General features: G+C 41.9%; 15 protein-coding genes. 3 read left to right on the top strand and 12 right to left on the bottom strand.

Annotated elements, in window-relative coordinates; genetic code table 11:
* Positions 1-14: 14 nt before the first annotated feature.
* From cydB to ahcY, 8 genes are all read right to left on the bottom strand, one after another.
* On the bottom strand, positions 15-1160 hold the full coding sequence (gene cydB, locus KCV09_RS05955; RefSeq protein WP_151815946.1) for a cytochrome d ubiquinol oxidase subunit II: 1146 nt from the start codon (positions 1158-1160) through the stop codon (positions 15-17).
* A complete protein-coding gene (locus KCV09_RS05950; protein WP_111811905.1) occupies positions 1157-2743 on the bottom strand; it encodes a cytochrome ubiquinol oxidase subunit I in 1587 nt (528 codons plus the stop codon). Before KCV09_RS05950 ends, cydB begins: the two co-directional genes overlap by 4 nt.
* On the bottom strand, positions 2743-2931 hold the full coding sequence (cydP, locus tag KCV09_RS16335) for a cytochrome oxidase putative small subunit CydP (RefSeq protein ID WP_025094787.1): 189 nt from the start codon (positions 2929-2931) through the stop codon (positions 2743-2745). Before cydP ends, KCV09_RS05950 begins: the two co-directional genes overlap by 1 nt.
* A gap of 416 nt (positions 2932-3347) precedes the next feature.
* Positions 3348-4589: a multifunctional CCA addition/repair protein gene (locus KCV09_RS05945; RefSeq protein WP_151815876.1), complete on the bottom strand. Its 1242-nt coding sequence runs from the start codon at positions 4587-4589 to the stop codon at positions 3348-3350.
* A gap of 87 nt (positions 4590-4676) precedes the next feature.
* Positions 4677-6947, bottom strand: coding sequence for an NADP-dependent malic enzyme (locus KCV09_RS05940; RefSeq protein WP_004938572.1), 2271 nt, complete (start codon positions 6945-6947; stop codon positions 4677-4679).
* Positions 6948-7218: 271 nt separating this feature from the next.
* Complete coding sequence (locus KCV09_RS05935; protein WP_004938569.1) at positions 7219-7938, bottom strand: 16S rRNA (uracil(1498)-N(3))-methyltransferase; 720 nt, start codon at positions 7936-7938, stop codon at positions 7219-7221.
* 20 nt (positions 7939-7958) lie between these two features.
* Positions 7959-8795 carry a methylenetetrahydrofolate reductase [NAD(P)H] gene (gene metF, locus KCV09_RS05930; protein WP_151815877.1) on the bottom strand — a complete coding sequence of 279 codons (837 nt, stop codon included), beginning with the start codon at positions 8793-8795 and terminating at the stop codon, positions 7959-7961.
* A 73-nt stretch (positions 8796-8868) separates the two neighbouring features.
* Entirely contained in the window at positions 8869-10251 is a 1383-nt protein-coding gene (gene ahcY / locus KCV09_RS05925; RefSeq protein WP_004948005.1) for an adenosylhomocysteinase, read from the bottom strand.
* 232 nt (positions 10252-10483) lie between these two features.
* Here ahcY and KCV09_RS05920 point away from each other — a divergent pair, with 232 nt between their 5' ends.
* Positions 10484-11026: a cysteine peptidase family C39 domain-containing protein gene (locus KCV09_RS05920; RefSeq protein WP_212515681.1), complete on the top strand. Its 543-nt coding sequence runs from the start codon at positions 10484-10486 to the stop codon at positions 11024-11026.
* Between the two features lie 58 nt (positions 11027-11084).
* On the opposite strand, the gene proP is transcribed toward KCV09_RS05920, so the two are convergent.
* Positions 11085-12566, bottom strand: coding sequence for a glycine betaine/L-proline transporter ProP (proP, locus tag KCV09_RS05915; protein WP_004948001.1), 1482 nt, complete (start codon positions 12564-12566; stop codon positions 11085-11087).
* 508 nt (positions 12567-13074) lie between these two features.
* On the opposite strand from proP, the gene KCV09_RS05910 reads away from it, so the two are divergent.
* Entirely contained in the window at positions 13075-14127 is a 1053-nt protein-coding gene (locus tag KCV09_RS05910) for a sensor domain-containing diguanylate cyclase (RefSeq protein ID WP_119025993.1), read from the top strand.
* On the opposite strand, the gene KCV09_RS05905 is transcribed toward KCV09_RS05910, so the two are convergent.
* From KCV09_RS05905 to lipA, 3 genes are all read right to left on the bottom strand, one after another.
* The gene (locus tag KCV09_RS05905; RefSeq protein WP_151746926.1) at positions 14124-14516 is read right to left on the bottom strand and encodes a carboxymuconolactone decarboxylase family protein; all 393 of its coding nucleotides are present in this window, start codon (positions 14514-14516) and stop codon (positions 14124-14126) included. The genes KCV09_RS05910 and KCV09_RS05905 overlap by 4 nt on opposite strands.
* Positions 14517-14581: 65 nt before the next feature.
* Positions 14582-17080 (bottom strand): acyl-CoA dehydrogenase, encoded by a 2499-nt coding sequence (locus KCV09_RS05900; RefSeq protein WP_212515680.1) that lies wholly within the window; start codon positions 17078-17080, stop codon positions 14582-14584.
* 328 nt (positions 17081-17408) lie between these two features.
* Positions 17409-18422, bottom strand: coding sequence for a lipoyl synthase (gene lipA, locus KCV09_RS05895; protein ID WP_004947995.1), 1014 nt, complete (start codon positions 18420-18422; stop codon positions 17409-17411).
* Between the two features lie 199 nt (positions 18423-18621).
* Between lipA and sthA the strand changes: the two genes are divergently transcribed.
* Entirely contained in the window at positions 18622-20037 is a 1416-nt protein-coding gene (gene sthA / locus KCV09_RS05890) for a Si-specific NAD(P)(+) transhydrogenase (protein ID WP_004947994.1), read from the top strand.
* The last annotated feature ends 77 nt before the right edge of the window (positions 20038-20114 follow it).

Raw genomic sequence — 20114 nt, 5'->3', positions numbered from 1 at the left:
AAGCGTTCTCCGTCTTAATACAAATGATGTGAATGAGATTCAACATGTTGATTGGTGATGACGCCCCACATTTTGTAATACGACCACGCGGTATATAGCAAAATGAGTGGTACAAAGATACAGGCCGCAATGGTCATAACGCCCAATGTTTTTTGGCTAGAGACAGCATCCCAAAGCGTTAAACTCGAATTTGGCTGAACACTCGATGGCAGTAAAAAAGGAAAGAGCGCAAAGCCAGCAGTTAGAATGCATCCGATAATACTCAGGCTGGTTCCGGTAAAACTTAAACCTGCTTTATTTATTACGCTGCCACCAGTCGCCAGCAATGCACCTAAAATGGCGATGAGGGGAGCAAGCAATGTGACCGGATAAGTATGGTAGTTATTCATCCAGCCAGGATTTGCAGTGGTCACTACAACTTTTGCAAGAGGATTTAAAGCGGCGTTAGTATTTATATGACTTGCGAAGCTATAACCGTTAATATGACCCATAAAAAGCCAAACGCCTGCAACAATAAAACCCATCAGAAAAACGATAGACATATAACGTGTTGCCCGCGCTGCACGCTTATGCAGATCACCCTCTGTACGAAGCATCAGCCATGATCCACCATGTGCACATAGCATAGAGAGGCTAACCACACCGCACAGCAGCGCAAATGGATTTAATAAACCAAAAAAGCTACCGCTATATGTGGAGCGTAAGGTATCGTCAAGATTAAATGGAATTCCCAAAAAGAGATTGCCAAATGCAATACCAAAAACTAAAGCAGGTACTGCACCTCCAATACAAAGCGCCCAGTCCCACGCATTACGCCATGTCGTATTTTCGAGCTTAGAACGATAATCGAACCCCACCGGTCTTAAAAAAAGCGCAAATAAGACCAAGAGTAATGCCCAGTATAGACCTGAAAATGCGACAGCGTAGACCATAGGCCAAGCAGCAAATAATGCACCCCCTGCAGTAATAAACCAGACCTGATTGCCATCCCAATGCGGAGCAATTGTATTGATTGCACTACGTCTTTCAGTATCCGTTTTACCAACGAAAGGCATGATGGCCATAGCCCCCATATCAAAGCCATCTGTCAGTGCAAATCCGATGAGTAATACGCCAACCAAAACCCACCAAATGATTTTTAATAGTTCGTATTCCATTATGATTTTACCTCACCAGTCGAGAACCTTTGCGGCTGTGGCTGTTCAAAGTGATATTTGCCTGTGTGCAAAGCACTTGGGCCTAGTCGCGCAAATTTGATCATTAAATACATCTCAATAATCAGTAAAACGGTATAAAACGTTGCAAGCGCTAGGATTGATCCCCATACATCATGTGAAGTTAAAGTTGAAGCTGATAAATGGGTTGGTAATACTTCACCAATTGTCCAAGGTTGACGGCCGCCTTCTGCGACATACCAGCCTGTTTGTGCAGCAATCCAAGGTAAAGGAAGAGCGAAAAGCGCAAATTTGAGTAGCCAAGGTTTGTTTTCTGCATTGCGTTTTGCAACGGCCCAAGCGGCTAAAATAAACAGCAGCAACATCAGCATGCCTGCTGCAACCATGGCACGAAATGAGAAAAACAAGGCTTTTACATTTGGAATTGAATCTTTAACCGCCATTTTGATTTCTGCTTCAGAGGCATCAACAACATTGGGTGCATATTTTTTCAGTAACAGACCATAACCGAGATCTTTTTGGTTTTTCTCAAAAGAGGTCAATACTTTTAATGAACGTTCGCCAGCGCGCAACTGCTCTAAATCTCGATAAGCATGCATACCATTTCGAATCCGAATTTCATGCTGGCGCATTAAGTCCTGAATGCCGGTCACTTGCTCTGTGGTTGATCGTGTTGCAATCAAACCTAATGCATAAGGTATTTTGATTGCATAATCGGTTCGCATTTCTGTCTGATTTGGAATACCAAAGAGCGTAAAACTTGCTGGAGCCGCTTGAGTTTCCCATTCAGATTCAATTGCAGCAAGTTTGGTTTTTTGTACATCACCTAGTTCATAGCCTGACTCGTCTCCAAGCAATATGACCGACAAAATTGAGGCCATGCCAAAAATGGCAGCAATTGCAAAAGAACGGCGTGCAAAGGGAAGGTCGCGTTTTTTAAGTAAATAATAGCTTGAAATGGCCAGCACAAATACGGCGCCTGTGACATAACCAGCAGACACCGTATGAACAAACTTGACCTGTGCAACAGGGTTGAAAATTAATGCTGAGAAATCGACGAGCTCCATGCGCATTGTTTGATAATTAAATGCTGCACCCACAGGATTTTGCATCCAGCCATTGGCGACTAAAATCCACAATGCTGACATATTGGAACCAATCGCGACGAGCCACGTGACAGCAAGGTGTTGAACTTTAGATAATCTGTCCCATCCAAAGAAAAACAGGCCAATAAAGGTTGATTCAAGGAAAAAAGCCATTAAACCTTCGATTGCCAAAGGTGCGCCAAAAATGTCTCCAACATAATGAGAATAGTATGCCCAATTGGTTCCGAACTGAAACTCCATTGTTAGACCTGTGGTAACACCGAGCGCAAAATTAATCCCGAAAAGTTTTCCCCAAAACTGGGTCATATCCTTATAGATTTGTTTGCCAGAAATCACATAAGTGGTTTCCATAATCGCCAGCAGAAATGCTAGACCAAGCGTCAATGGTACAAATAAAAAATGATACATCGCAGTCATGGCAAACTGGAACCGCGAAAGATCGACAACGCTTTCTGAAATCATCAACGTGTCTCCTTGCTTGAGGATAAACTGCCAGCAATATGCTCAGCAGCGTGATGGTCAAAGTTTTTGGGAGTTGTAGGATGATCAAACCAAATAAGTTTGATTGATATTAGAAGAATTAACTTTAAGATTAATATTAAAGTTAATTCTCGAATTAGCTTTTTATCTAAATTCTGATTTGATTTCATTATTTAATCAAATAGATTGAGTTGTTATTTTTATTATTAAATAAAAACAATTTAAAATAAATATAATTTAATAATTTATTTTAAAAAATTTTAATATTAATATATAAATCATAAACTTAAATGATAAGAAATTAATTCATATTAAAATAGTTGGGTTTTTTATTTTAATCCTATTAAAATGGTTGGAATTAATATAATTCTGAGTAAATTAATCAGAATTAACTATGTTTTTATAATATTTTAAACCAAGTATTTCGGTTGGGTTAAATTGTGAATAAAATTGAATTTAATAGATAAAGATTAAAAAATAAAAAATTAGGAATGAATTGAATACATATTAAAGTATGATGTATTAATCAGAAGAAGTGACTGTCTTGATTAAAAAAGCCCCGAGTGCGAACACTCGAGGCTTTTTTTTATGAGCTATGTTCAGATCGCTCATGGCGTTGTTTAAGTGAAGCAAGCGCATCAATACGATACTGAATCAACATTTCGCCAATTTCCGGCCCCTTAATGTCAGCGGGTAAATCTTGTGCCTTGATTGAGCGGACCACTTGTATCGCCTCATATAAAAATGATGCTTGAGGATAAGGACGATTTTCGAGTCCTAGGCGTCCACGTGCATCACATTCACAGGCTTGTATAAAGGCTTCTACACGTTCAGGTCGACGTAACACATCTAAGCGTTGTAATAAACGCCATAACGTACCGGGCTTGAGCGACATCGCTTGATGGCATTTTAAGTGTTCTTTACATACTGCAAGCGCAAGCTGTTTGGTTTGTGTTGATACTTTTAACCGATCAGACAATGCCTCGACAGGTGGGATTCCTCGCTCTTCGTGCATGATATGCCGCGGTAGCATCTCTTTGGGGGTGAGGGCCTTACCTAAATCATGAACCAGTACCGCATAACGCACATCGAGTGAATAGTTCGCTTTACACGCTTGTCTTAAAGACATCAAGGTATGAATACCACAGTCAATTTCGGGGTGATATTCTGGCCGCTGCGGTACACCAAACAGCGCATCAATTTCTGGAAAAAGTACTTTGAGTGCATCACAATCGCGTAAAACCTGAAAGTAAACATCTGCGTGCTCTTCCATCAGTGCTCGCGATGTTTCTTTCCAGACACGTTCCGCTGTTAAACATTCAAGTTCACCAGATGCACTGATCCGCTGCATAAGTTGTAAGGTTTCATCGGCAATTTGAAAGCCATATTTTGTATAGCGGGCTGCAAAACGAGCTACACGTAATACTCGTAAAGGATCTTCGACAAATGCCCCGGATACATGACGTAATATCCGGTTATTTAAATCATCTTGGCCACCATAGGGATCATAAACATTTCCAGCATCGTCCATGGCCATGGCATTGATGGTTAAATCCCGACGGATCAGATCGTCTTCTAAACTGACTTCTGGCGCGGTGAAAAAATTGAAACCATGATAACCCGTTCCCGATTTACGTTCGGTACGGGCGAGTGCGTATTCTTCTTTTGTTTTTGGATGTAGAAAAACGGGGAAATCTTTCCCCACGGGGGTAAAACCTTGATCGAGTAATTGTTGTGGGGTTGCACCCACCACCACGTAATCTTTTTCGTGATAGGAATGACCTAAAAGCTGATCTCGAACGGCGCCGCCGACTAAATACACGTGCATGAAAAAACCTCTGTTCCTTAAGTAATCATGCTACAGAACAGAGGTTTTCACAAGTCACAAAAATGTGCTTTTCAATAAAGCAAAGGCTTATGCTTCACTTTGCTGAATTTCTGCTACAGTCAAGGCAGTCATGTTTAACACACGACGTGTTGTTGCTGTTGGCGTCAAGATATGTACAGGTTTTGCAGCACCAAGCAAAATTGGGCCAATCGTCACGTTGTTACCAGACGTTGCTTTTAACAGGTTAAACGAAATGTTTGCCGCATCAAGATTTGGCATGATCAACAAGTTTGCAGAACCTTTAAAGCTTGAGCTTGGGAATGCAGAATGACGAATGCTCTCATCAAGTGCTGCATCACCGTGCATTTCGCCTTCAACTTCAAGCTCAGGCGCACGTTCACTGAGTAAACGATGCACTTCACGCATTTTTTGCGCGCTTGGATCATGCTGATTGCTACCAAAGCTTGAATGTGAAAGGAGTGCAACACGTGGTGTAATACCAAAACGACGCACTTCTTCAGCTGCCAGAATAGTCATTTCGACCAGTTGTTCTGCGCTTGGATTGGTATTGACATAAGTATCTGCAATAAACAAGTTACGATCTTCAAGCATCAAGGCATTGAGAGTGAAGAACGTATTTGAACCTTCTTTAAGCCCAATAATGTTGCTAACAAAGTCTAAATGAATATCGTAGCTACTATAAGTACCGCAAAGCATGCCGTCTGCTTTACCAAACTTCACCAGCATCGCTGCAATTAAGGTCGAGCGGCGACGAGCTTCACGTTGAGCATATTCAACAGTCACGCCTTTACGCTGCATAATCTGGTAGTAATCTTTCCAGAACTCTTCGTAAAGCGGATTATTTTCTTGGTCAACAATTTCAACGTTTACGCCATTTTCCAAGCGAAGACCCAATTTTTTGATATTGGCTTCAATGACAGCAGTACGACCAACCAAAACAGGGAAGGCAATACCGTCATCCACTGCAATTTGTGCTGTACGTAACACGCGGTAATCTTCACCTTCAGCATATGCGATACGTTTAGGATCGGTTTTTGCCTGAGAGAAAATAGGCTTCATAATAAACGCTGAGTTATATACAAACTCAGACAGTTTTTGGCGATACGCAGAAAAATCTTCGATTGGACGAGTCGCTACGCCAGAATCCATTGCTGCTTTTGCTACGGCAGGTGCAATTTCAAGAATCAAACGTTGATCAAGCGGGCGTGGAATGAGGTAATCACGACCAAAAGATGCTGATTTCTCACCGTAAGTTGCAGCATCGGCTTCAATGTGTGCCATACGCGCAATCGCGTGTACACAAGCAATCTTCATATCTTCATTAATTGTGGTTGCGCCCACATCCAATGCGCCACGGAAAATGTACGGGAAGCACAGTGCGTTGTTTACTTGGTTTGGATAGTCTGAACGACCAGTTGCCATAATGACATCTGGACGCACAGCATGCGCATCTTCAGGTAAAATTTCAGGATCTGGGTTGGCCAAAGCAAAGATGATTGGATTTTCAGCCATCACCTTCACCATTTCTTTGGTGAGAATACCCGCAGCTGAAAGGCCAAGGAACATATCTGCTCCCGCCATCACTTCGTGAAGTTGAGTGGCAGTAATGTCTTGAACATAACGCTTTTTGGAATCGTCCAAGCCGTCACGAGAAGTTGTGATTAGGCCGCGTGAGTCCGCAACGATGATATTTTCTTTATTTACGCCAATAGCACAAAGTAAATCTAGGCAAGAAAGTGCCGCTGCACCTGCGCCTGATGCCACAATTTTAATGTCTTCAATCTTTTTGTTGACGATTTGAAGTGCATTTAATAGGGCAGAACCGACAATAATACTTGTTCCATGCTGATCGTCATGAAACACAGGAATGTTCATGCGTTCACGAAGTTTTTTCTCGATATAAAAACATTCTGGCGCTTTGATGTCTTCTAGGTTGATCCCACCAAAAGTAGGTTCTAACGCTGCAACAATATCCACAATTTTATCTGGATCATTTTCATCAATTTCGATGTCAAATACATCTACACCAGCGAATTTTTTAAATAAAACGCCTTTACCTTCCATCACTGGCTTAGATGCCAAAGGTCCGATATTGCCTAGACCTAAAACAGCAGTACCATTACTGACAACGGCGACCAAGTTACCACGTGCCGTATATTTTGCAGCAGCTGAAGGATCACGTTCAATCTCTAAACATGGAGCCGCAACGCCAGGTGAGTATGCAAGTGCTAAGTCATGCTGATTGACAAGCTGCTTACTCGGCGTAACGCTGATTTTCCCCGGAGTTGGGTTTTCGTGGTAATACAAAGCAGCCTGTTTTAATGATTGATCGTCCATCTGAGTCTCGGTTGTTACAAGTGTTTAACTAGTCAAATACAGGGGGTGTAATGGGCTAAATTCAATCGAATATATCATTAGTTCGATACTTCTCACAGTCAAAAAATATCAAAATTCAATAAAGTTCGCCTTTACCTGTATAGCGAGGTCAGACCACACTGACCAGATTTTTTTTTGAAAAAAGCCCTGCGTGATCTAACTTATAGATTTTAGCGATTAATAGCGCATCGCTTGTTGAATATGAAGTTGAGGTGATTAGATCACCAAAATGTTAAGCACTAAAGTGATAGTTCAAAATTGATAAAGCAACTACAGGTGCGGTTTCCGTGCGTAGTACACGCTCACCAATACACCAGTTGATGAAGCCTGCTTGATTGGCCGCACTGATTTCAGATTCGCTCAAGCCACCCTCGGGGCCAATCAGTAAAGCCAGTGCCTGATTTGCATGTTGCAAAACGGGGGATTGCTCTTTTTCGGGGGCCAGTACCAATTTGGTCGCTGGAAGTGAATCAGACTGCAACCATTCATGAAGTGCAATGGGTGCTAAAATTTGAGGCACACGATTTAAACCGCATTGTTCACATGCCGCGATTGCTACACTTTGCCAATGATCCAGCTTCTTTTGATCACGATCGTATTTTAGACGCATCTCACAGCGTTCACTGGTAAGAAGTTGAATCTGATCGACCCCCAATTCAGTTGCTTTCTGAATTGCATAATCCATACGATCGCCTTTACTCATGACCTGCCCAAGCAAGGCTTTAAAGCGTGGGCTACGATCCGTTGCATCAAATGCCTCGACTTGTACAGTGGCATTTTTTTTATTGATTTCAATAAGGCGGACATGATATTCACCGCCCTGACCATTAAAAAAAACAGCCTGATCATTCAATTGTGCGCGCAACACACGAACCCAATGATGAAATACAGACTCGGTTAACAAGAGTTGCGTGTCGACGTGAAGATCTGCTTCGATAAAAAAACGGTTCATTGGGATGTGACTCAAAAAAGTTAGTTCAAACCTAAATCAACAACGAGTTGGCGAGTAGGTTCTGTGGTGTTCATGGTGTAAAAATGCAAACTTGGTGCGCCGCCATTGATGAGGCGCTCACAGAGTTTCAGGATCACTTCATGACCAAATGCTCTGATACTGCGGCTATCATCGCCGTATGCTTGTAGTTGTTTACGAATCCAGCGCGGTATTTCTGCACCGGTACCGTCAGCAAAACGTATCAAATTACTGGCATTGGTAATCGGCATAATTCCCGGAGCGACCGGAATGGTAATGCCTTGATTTTGAAGGCGATCTAAAAAGTAAAAATACGCATCTGGATTAAAGAAAAACTGTGTAATCGCAGAATTTGCGCCTGCATTGACTTTTTCAGTAAAACGCTGAATATCTTGATCGAATGTTTCTGCCTGAGGGTGCATTTCAGGATAGGCTGCAACTTCAATATGAAAATGATCACCAGAATGCTCGCGTATAAATCTAACCAGATCTTGAGCATACGGCAGTTCGCCTAAACCCACCTGACCTGAAGGTAGATCACCACGTAATGCCACAATTTTGTTAATCCCTTGCGCAACATATAAATCAAGCAATTCGGCAATTCTGGCTTTATCATCGCCAATACACGACAAATGTGGTGCAACAGGCGTGCCTTTACTATTGAATTCTTTGATTGCTGCAAGGGTACGCTCACGTGTTGAACCGCCTGCACCATATGTAATCGAAAAAAACTCTGGCTGAAGCTGCTGTAGATCTTGGTGTACTGTAATTAACTTTTCAGCACCAATATCTGTTTTAGGTGGGAAAAACTCAAATGAAATTGGAACACGTTTGGTCATCATCAAATCCTTTTAACTCACTGAAACGATACCAGAAAAAAGGGCAGTCCGTTAAACGTCTGCCCTATATTTCTTAGTACTTATAAGCGTCAGACTTGTATGGACCTTCAACTGGTACACCCAGATAGTCGGCCTGAACATTTGTCAGTTGTGTAAGCACACCACCAAAGCCAACCACCATTGCAGCAGCAACTTCTTCGTCAAGTTTCTTCGGTAGTACTTCTACACGAATTTTTGCCGCTTTTTCTTCAGCAGGAAGATCAGCAAATTTTTCTTGGAACAAATGCATTTGACCCAATACTTGGTTTGCAAATGAACCATCCATTACACGTGAAGGGTGACCAGTCGCGTTGCCTAAGTTAACCAGACGGCCTTCAGAAAGCAAGATCAAGTAATCTTGGTCGTTTTCTGTGCGGTAAACTTGGTGAACTTGTGGCTTCACTTCAACCCACTTATAGCCGCGTAAGTAGTTTGTATCAATTTCGGTATCAAAATGACCGATGTTACATACCACTGCGCCCGCTTTTAAAGTATCAAGCATTGCAGCATCACAAACATGGTAGTTACCAGTTGTGGTTACAATCAAATCGGTGTTTTGAAGAAGATCAAGGTTGATGTCTTCTTTTTTACCCGTTTGAATACCGTTTTTGTACGGTGAAACGACTTCGTAACCGTCCATGCAGGCTTGCATTGCACAAATCGGGTCGACTTCAGTCACACGTACAATCATGCCTTCTTGACGAAGCGATTGAGCAGAACCTTTACCTACGTCGCCATAGCCAATCACTAATGCACGGCGGCCAGATAAAAACATATCGGTTGCACGTTTGATTGCATCGTTTAGAGAGTGGCGGCAACCGTATTTATTGTCATTTTTTGACTTGGTCACAGAATCATTTACATTGATTGCAGGTACTTTCAGGCTGCCATCTTTCCACATTTCGAGCAGACGCTGAACACCTGTCGTGGTTTCTTCTGTAATCCCGTGAATACGGTCTAAAAGCGCAGGGTAGTTGGTGTGAACAAGTGCAGTTAAGTCACCGCCATCGTCCAGGATCATGTTGGCATCCCATGGTTTGCCGTTCACATTGATCTGCTGTTCAAGACACCAGTTGTATTCTTCTTCCGTCTCGCCTTTCCATGCAAATACAGGAATACCACGCGCCGCAATTGCTGCTGCTGCATGATCTTGTGTCGAGAAAATATTGCATGATGTCCAACGTACTTCTGCACCAAGTTCAACCAAAGTCTCGATAAGTACAGCAGTCTGGATGGTCATGTGAATACAACCCAGAATTTTTGCACCTGCAAGTGGTTTGTCTGCTGCATAACGCTTACGCAAACCAATCAAAGCTGGCATTTCAGCTTCTGCAAGTTTAATTTCTTTACGGCCGTATTCTGCTAAAGAGATGTCAGCAACTTTATAATCAGTAAATGAAGCATTAACCGCGTTCATCACGATCTCCTATTAAAAAACAAATATTGATCATTCAGTTCGCGGATGCCGTTGTTGGTCAGTTGGTGCAAGCACTTTCAATTGACCGATCGTCGAGCCTGGCGAATTGATTTTTAGTGCCAATCAATCGTCGCAGCATCCCTCGACTAGTGAAGTATTGTACTTGGAAATCACTATAGTGCCAACGCTGTTTTGTGTATGATTCGCATAAATAAACAGCGAGCTCAATTCGATGGCTTTAAATATTCCTGAATCATTACTTCATCTTGAGGCCAATTGTGGGGTTTTTTCTTTATGGATGCTGTTTCAACATCACGGTATTGAAATGGATGTTGGCGAAATTGCAAGATTATGTCAGCACGATCCGGAGCAGGGTACTTTTACCATTGCATTGGCAGTGGCACTCGACACGCTTGGCTTTCAGGTGGCTTTTTATACCGATGAAGATCCGCATATCGATGCCAGTGAACGCAAGCTTTATCAGGAAGCACGTACGCGTGATATTGCTATAGAACCTGCAATCTCCTACGAGGCGATTCAAACAGCAATCGAACAGGGCAAAATGGCCATTGTGTCGTATGACACGCTGGATGGAGTAGGAAATCAGTCTTTGGTATATAGTATTGACGATCAAGAGATCTGTTTTTTTGATAGTTTTGACCCAATGCCAAAGCTCGTATTTGAGCATCAGCGCAAGGCCGAGGGCATTTGCCGACAAGTGATCCTGATCGATGATCGTCGGGTTCAACTGATGCATTCGGCCAAGTTAAACTAAAATATTCTTTTAAATCGCATTAAAAAAGTGGGCAATATTGCCCACTTTTTTATATGACTTAATCGATATCTGGATGTTGTTTAGCAAGTTTGTCGCGTTTTTTTTGCAACTCATCAATTTGCTCATCAATTTGCTCGATTTTTTGTTCAATATTACCGTGATATTGCTCAAGTAACTCTTCCGCTTCATCGCTATCCACTGCCATTGGCGTTGCGCCTTTTAATGGTAGATTGGCCGTTTCTTTCAGATAAATTGCGGTGATAATTCCAAATACACCACAGACCATCAGATAATAAGCCGGAATCATAATATTATGTGTGGTTTCAACCAAAGTGGCTGTAATGGTTGGCGTCAAACCGGCAATGACAACAGAAATATTAAAGGCAATTGCAAGCGCGCTATAGCGGATTTCGGTTGGAAATAATGCAGGCAGGGTAGATGCCATTACACCAATCAACATATTTAATGACAGCGCTAAAATTAACAAGCCTAAAAAGATCAATAGGGTGTTGTTGGTATCGAGTAATACAAATGCAGGATAAGCAAACAACACAAGCGCAATACTGCCCGCAAATACAAATGGTCTACGTCCGATTTTATCGCTCAGCATACCCACAAAAGGCTGTACAAATAACATACCCACCATAACTGCGATAATGATCAGCACGCCATGATCTTCTGAATAGCCTAAGTTATGCGAAAAGTAGCTAGGCAAATACGTAAGTAGCATGTAGTAGGTGACATTGGTACAAATAACCAGACCCACGCACACCATTAAACTACGTTTATGCTGACGCAAGATTTGCATAAATCCAATTTTTTTCGGTTTTTTTAATTGACTTTGGGTTTCAGTATGGGCTTGAAATGTAGGTGTTTCATCTAAGCTATGGCGTAAATACAATCCAATCAGACCCAAAGGCAGTGCAAGATAAAACGGAATTCTCCAGCCCCATTCCATAAAGGCATTTTCGCCTACGGCGAAGCTAATGACTGAAACAACACCTGCACCGACCACAAAACCCAAAATAGAGCCAAAATCTAGCCAGCTCCCCATGAAGCCGCGTTTACGGTCTGGAGAATACTCGGCCACAAAGATTGCGGCGCCTGCATACTCACCGCCTACGGAAAAGCCCTGCGCAATTTTCACAATTAACAGTAAAATTGGTGCCCATATTCCAATGCTTTCATAAGAGGGAATTAAGCCAATACCAAAAGTACTCACAGACATGATGATAATGGTGATCGCTAAAACTTTTTGCCGGCCATATTTATCGCCTAAACGACCAAAAAAAAGCCCCCCAAGAGGCCTGAAAATAAAAGGAATAGAGAAAGTGGCCAGTGCTGCAATCATTTGAACACTGGGTGAAGCATTTGGGAAAAATACTTTACCTAAGATATAGGCGACGTAGCCGTATACACCAAAATCAAACCATTCGATTGCATTCCCCAGAGCTGCAGCCTTAATGGCTTTTTTGGTCTTGTCGTAGTCGACAATCTCGACATCATCAATACCGAGTGGTGTTGTTGTTTTTCTAGACATGAATCAACGGTTCCTTGTGGTTAAACTCACTTTAGCTTTTTGACAAAGTAAAGTGATGTTTAGAGAACATAAGCATAAAATCGAACCAATAATCAGTTTGTTGCGCAATCAAAATGGCAAATTTGGCTGTTTTAACTGTGCTTAAACTAATTAAATATCAATTGATTATAAGTTTAAGACGAACACGCGATCTGATGTGTTGCATGATCATGAACAATCTGTACATGCTGTACGTGTTTTATGTAAAAAAATTTAAATTACTTTGGTATTAAGCAAAATGATAAATATTTATCGTAATTTTTTAGTTTGGCTGTAGGATTCAATCTCATTGAATAATATGTGATATATATCAGGTTTTTGGATATCGCATATTAAAAAAATGGAATTATGAAGTAAAGCTATTATATTTCTCTAAAAAGACAGTTAGAATTAATAATGACAAAAGTGATGGATTTACTTTTTCAGAACGTATAGGCAGTTACTTTCAATTTTTATATAGCAGCCGATCATGCCATACATAAAAACGGACAACACAATTTTAATGACGCGTCGAAAACGTTACGTTTTTCGAATCTTTGTAATGCGTCAAGTTGGCTCATTGCTGTGCTTCATGTCAATCGCATCGGTTTTGTATTTTTTAAATTATCAATACGAGTTTTATGTCTTATTGGCTTTTAATGCATTGATTTGGCCTTTAACTGCCTATGTGATTGCGATGAATTCCTCAAATGCGGTGCGCTCAACCAATATCAGTTTGATTATTGACGGTGCATTGGGTGGCTTCTGGATCGCAATGATGCAATTGAGTCCTTTTCCCTCGTTGATATTATTGGCAATTTTAATTTCAGATCGATATGCAGCGGGTGGATGGAAGATTCTAAGACCTTCGCTCATCGCACTATTTATTACACTGATTATGGTGTGGGGATTGGCTGGCTTTAAGCTAAATCTCGCGTTGAGCCCCCAAATGGTGTGGTGGTCATTACCATTGGCGACGATCTATTTGATGTCGCTAAGTGTGCTCACCCGTAATCTGGCAATCCAATTAATTGATAAAAATCATGAATATGAGCGTATTGCGTTAATAGATCCCCGATTACAAATTCCCAATCGAAGATTGTTTGAGCAGCGTTTAGCAACCACTTTTGCTCAGACGCAAAATAGTAGCGTGACCGCACATTTAATGCTTCTGGATGTAGATTATTTCAAACACATCAACGATAACTATGGTCACGATGAAGGTGATTACTTTTTAAGTCAGATGTCAGACCTTTTACGACAAATGAGTGGACCCGAAGATACACCGGCTCGGTTTGGTGGAGATGAGCTTGCGATTATTGTTATGAATCGATCTGATGAGGATGTTATTCAGTTGGCACAAAACATTCAATCTGCTGTACAGCAGATTAGATTGTCGACAGATTCAGCTTTTTTTACCACAGTCAGTATCGGGATTGCCTCATCTGAGAGTGCACAGTCTGTCTCAGACTGGTTTGGTGTCGCAGATAAGGCGCTATATCTGGTGAAACGACATGGAAGAAACGGTATCCAGTTGTTTTAATCAGATTGCTTGAGTTGATACTCCTCAATTACTTCAAGCGCCGCACGAAACGCTTCTTGTGCTGCTGGTGCGCCGCAATATGGCAATGAGTGCAGCAAGGTTTCCTGAATTTCTTCTACAGTGCATCCATTGTTCAATGCACCGCGAACATGACCTTTGAGTTCAGTGGGAGCTTTGAGTGCTGTCAGCATCGCTAGAGTAATCAATGAGCGGTATTTGCGTGGTAAAACACCGTCACGTTGCCATGTCGAGCCCCATGCATGTTCGTTAATCCAATCCTGCAATGGTGCTGTAAAAGGTACAGTATTGTCTTGGGCACGTTTAACAAAGTGCTCGCCCATGACTTCGGTGCGTACTTTCAGTCCATTGTTATAGTCGTCTCGTGACATTTCGATTTTCCTCTCAATAAAATAAAAGCGTCCGAAGACGCTTTTACCATAATCTATCGATTGAGTTAAATACGATCAAGATCGAAGGTTGCTTCGCCTGTTCGTGGAAGATGAGGATTATCCAGCTCTAAATCTTCCTTAAGTTGCATATCAAACACATCGGTGAGCATGCTGTCGAAGCGTTTTGCATTATAGACAATCAGGCTTTGTGCTTCAGATTCAGTAATAAAACCCTGACTCACCGCATCTGTAATGTGCTCTTCAAAAGTAAGACCTTTAAACTGATCTTTAGATTCAGCTTTTTTAAACTTATGCCAGAGTGGTTCAATTTGCAGGAGCATCTGGAACGTAGACTCAAGTCGACCTGTCACATCATCTGGATCTTGTGTATAGAACACATGCTTTTTAAGCTCGGCACGGAAAGGATTTTCTTTAATCATCAAATCCGCTACAGCTTGTTTAAGATCATCACTTGGTTTGGAGAGTGGGCGACCAAGCGGGAAGCACACGAATTTGACCAAAGCTGCACCCAGTTTGACCGGAAAGTTTTCAAATAACCCGAAAAATGCTTCTTGAACGGTATAAAGTGATTTTTCCAGTGCTAATTTTGCATGCAGTTGTTCTGCTTCCGATTTTGTACCATAAGCGTAGTATTTCAAAATCGCACTGGCAATGAAGATATGCGCGTGGATATCGGCCAAACGACCCGAAAGCATTTCTTTACGTTTAATATCACCTGCCAGTAGTCCCAAAGACATATCCGCAGTCAGTGCAAGATTGGCACTAAAGCGATTGATGATCTTATAGTAAGGCTGGGTAAAGTCATCCGAAATGACGGGTGAATCGCTTGATCCCCCGGTAAACCCATAAGTAAATGAGCGCGCCCCACGGTTAAAGGTATATCCAAGATGCTTAAACAAAATCTCATGAAACTGCTTGATCGCAGATTGCTTGTCGTTCGATTGAAGCAGTTGTAGTTCATCAAACAAATAGGGATGACAGCGCATCGAACCCTGCCCAAAGATCATCAATGAGCGGGTAAGAATATTGGCGCCTTCAACTGTAATTGCAACTGGAATGGCTTGATAAGACAGAGCCAAAAAGTTACGTGGTCCAAGCTGAATCGCACGTCCGCCGACGACATCCATACCATGGTTGATAACTTTACGCATAGTTTCAGTGGCGTAATATTTCGCCATGGCGGTCATGACAGCAGGTTTGCCGCCTTCATTTAGACCACAGGTCACAAAGTAGCGAAATGCCTCAAGCATATACGTATCGCTGGCAATATCGCTGGTGGCTTCTTGCACACCTTCAAACTTGCCTACAGAGAGTTTGAACTGTTCGCGTACTTTAGCAAATGCACCCACCGTCAAATAGCTCATTTCGCCTGCAGACGTTGCAAGTGCAGGAAGTGAAATACCACGGCCAACACCAAGGCATTCCATGAGCATACGCCAGCCACGCCCAGCATTTTTAGGGCCACCGATAATCCAGTCGATTGGAATAAAAACATCACGGCCTTCTACAGTACCATTCATAAATGGCGAGCCAGGATAGTGCCGCGCACCAATCTGAATTCCGTGATGTTTGGCAGGAATTAAGGCACAGGTAATGCCGTATTCATTTTTAGACGTATCGCCAAGCAATCCATCCGGATCATAAAGTTTAAATGCCAGACCCACCACAGTCGCAACTGGTGCGAGGGTAATCCAACGTTTAGAGAAGTTCATACGTAAGCCAAGAACTTCCTGACCTTCGTATTCGCCGTAACACACTACACCTGTGTCGGGAATTGCGCCAGCATCTGAACCGGCCTCAGGACTTGTTAGACCAAAACATGGAATTTCTGTACCAGCAGCCAAACCCGGCAAGTAGCGTTGCTTTTGTTCGTCCGTGCCGTAGTGCATCAAAAGCTCACCTGGTCCCAATGAGTTTGGCACCATACAACTTACAGCAGCGGTGAGGGAGCGAGAAGCAATTTTACTCATGATGCGGCTTTGTGCAAATGAACTAAATTCTTTACCGCCGTAAGATTTAGGAATAATTAAACTTAAAAAACCTTTATCTTTAATGAATTGCCATACATGTTCGGGTAAATCTTTACCTTTATGATGAATTTCCCATTCATCTAACATGCTACAAAGCTGTTCAACTTCAGTGTCCAGATAGGCTTGCTCTTCTTCAGATAATTGTGGAAAAGCATAGGCATTGAATGTATTCCAATCAGGTGCGCCTGTAAAAAGTTCTTTTTCCCACCAGCTGGTGCCTGCTTCAAGCGCTTCTTGTTCTGTTGTGCTGATGCTTGGCATTGAGTTGGCTAGAGTTTTATAGGCAGGTTTAGTGATCAGACCAAAGCGTAATGGATCGACCAGCAAGATGACGCTGAGCAGAATAAGTGGAATACCTAACAAGAGTGACCATGCAGTAAATACAAAAGCACAGGCCAAGGCCACAATAATGGTCACAATACTTCCGACACTTCTGGAAACGCTGAAATAAAATACAGCCCAAACAGTGAAGATTTGTACCAGTAGAGCAACGATAAACAGGAAAAAAGTCATACTTACTCCTTGGGTTGTTGCATTTAGAATTAAAATTAATGCGCTAACAGGTAACTAAAACAGGAACTTCTTTATTTGAATCAATGACGCGATTTGTCGTTTTTAGGGGCAATCTGATTAATCATGAATTAATTTTGTATTTCCCTTTATATTGATCAAGATAAACAAGTTATTTTTGTACTTTCAATGACTATTGTATATTAAAATGTAAAAAATGTGAGCTATGTTGTTGATTTGTCGCAAAACGTTAAACTAATTTGGCGCTTTTTCAACAAAAAAAAGCCTCTCAAAATGAGAGGCTTTTTTCGACTTTGAAGCTAAACTAAATTTAGGCTTCGATAGTTTGTACATTAATTTTTTTGGCTGGATCTGCTTTACGACGAACAGCAGGGACTGGCTCACCATGATACTGACGATCTGCAAAGTAGCTTGAACGTACCATTGGTGCCGACCAGATATTACGAAAACCGAGTTTACGACCATGCTCTGCATAGCGCTCAAACTCTTCTGGGCTGACAAATCGATCGATCGGTGCGTGCTGTTTAGAGGGTTGTAGATATTGCCCGATCGTGACGTAATCGACATCATGCGCACGCAGATCATCAAGTAGGGCAATCACTTCTTCTTCAGTTTCACCAATCCCCACCATCAAGCCACATTTAGTTGGAATATCTGGGCAATATTCTTTAAACATCTTAAGTAATGTTAAAGAATGCTGATAATCAGAACCTGGACGCATTGCTTTGTACAAGCGTGGAACCGTTTCGATATTATGGTTAAACACATCTGGTGGACATTCAGTCATGATTCGAAGCGCAATATCCATACGACCACGGAAATCTGGTACCAGAATTTCAAGTAAGGTCGTCGGGCTTAATGCGCGCGCTTCTTTAATACAGTCGACAAAGTGCTGAGCACCGCCGTCTAGAAGGTCATCACGGTCAACAGAGGTAATCACCGCGTATTTAAGCTTTAAATTGGCAATGGTTTCTGCCATGTGGCGAGGTTCATCTGCATCTAGTGCATTTGGTCGACCGTGTGCAACATCACAAAACGGACAGCGGCGCGTACAGATATCGCCCATGATCATGAAGGTTGCTGTGCCACCACCAAAACATTCAGGCAGATTCGGACAAGCAGCTTCCTCACATACCGTGTGAAGTTTTTGTGCACGTAAAGTGGTCTTAATTCGTTGCACCTCTTCTGGTGCCGTCATTTTGACGCGAATCCAGTCTGGCTTGCGCGGTACTTCAACCGTAGGAACAACTTTTACAGGAATTCGGGCTACTTTTTCCGCACCACGTAGTTTTACACCCTGTTCAGGTTTACGGTTTTCAGACATAGTTAACAATTCCAATGTTATTCGCGAGAATTTTAATTGACATTATTATAACGGACTTAGTCTAAAATGGGGCAAATTCATTATTCATATAAAAAATGTCGTTATTGCATAATATAGGCTTGAGAAATACATTATTGGGCAGCATAGTGCCCCTATTTATTATAAAATGTTTCAACTGATCGGATTGAAGGAGCTTTAAATGCCACGTAAGAAAGAGGTCGTTAGTGGGAATTTCATCAGATATGATGCGTTAGTTCTCGGTTCAGGACCTGCGGGCGAAGGCGCGGCAATGAAGCTTGCAAAAGCAGGTAAGCGTGTTGCAATTGTAGATATTCGTGAACAGATGGGTGGAAACTGTACCCATGTCGGAACGATTCCGAGTAAGGCATTGCGTCAGACAGTATCAAGTATTATTCGTTATCAACGTGATCCAATGTTTCAAAAAGTGGGTGAATGGAAAAAATTCACCATGAAACAGGTACTCAGTAATGCCCATCGCGTGATTCAGCAACAAGTATCTACACATACTCGTTTTTACGATCGAAACAATATTGATGTGTTCAATGGTCGTGCATACATTCAAGATCAAAATACGGTGTTGGTGTTTACGCCTGAAGGAATCAAAGAAACCATTATTTTTGATCAACTTGTGATTGCGACCGGTAGCCGTCCTTATCAACCCAAAGGTCTAGACTTTAATCATAAACGTGTGTTTGATTCAGACAAGATTCTAGATCTCGACTACACCATTCATAAAATTATTATCTACGGCGCAGGCGTAATTGGCTGTGAATATGCATCAATTTTTATTGGTTTGAATCACAAAGTCGATTTGATTAACACGCAACATAAGCTTCTGAGCTATCTCGATGATGAAATTGCCGATGCATTGTCATATCACTTACGTGAACAAGGCGTGCTGATTCGTCATAATGAACAAATTGATCATCTTGAAACGCACGATGATTATGTGGTGTTACATTTACAAAGTGGTAAAAAAATCAAAGCCGATGCGATTTTGTGGTGTAACGGACGCTCAGGTAATACCGATGGTTTGGGCTTAGAAAATGTTGGCCTGAAACCAAATGGCCGTGGCCAGCTGGCAGTGAACGAGAAATATCAGACTGAAGTGGAAAATATCTATGCCGCGGGCGATGTCGTAGGTTGGCCATCTCTAGCATCAGCAGCTTATGACCAAGGGCGCTGTGCCGGTGCAAATATGAGTGGCGAAGAAAACGTAAAACCTGTAACCGATATTCCAACTGGTATTTATACCATTCCAGAAATTTCGTGTTTTGGTAAAACTGAGCAAGAGCTGACAGAAGAAAAAATTCCTTACGAAGTAGGACAATCATCGTTTCGTCATTTGGCGCGCGCACAAATTACGGGTGATACTGTGGGCGAGCTTAAAATCTTGTTCCACCGCGATAGCTTGGAAATTTTAGGGATTCATTGTTTTGGTAATAATGCGTCTGAAATTATTCACATTGGTCAGGCTGTAATGCAAAGTCCAAATAATACATTAAAGTATTTTATGGAAACGACCTTTAACTATCCGACCATGGCTGAAGCCTACCGTGTTGCAGCATTGAATGGTCTAAATCGTTTATTTTAAGATTTAAACTTGAGTATGATGTAGCTAAAAATGAAGCCCGTCGTTTGACGGGCTTTTGCGTTGATAAGTTGAACATT

It is taken from the genome of Acinetobacter soli (genome assembly GCF_018139125.1).
Taxonomy (GTDB): Bacteria; Pseudomonadota; Gammaproteobacteria; order Pseudomonadales; family Moraxellaceae; genus Acinetobacter; species Acinetobacter soli.
Note: the sequence above shows the minus strand (reverse complement) of the source record. Positions and strands in the feature narration are given on the sequence as shown.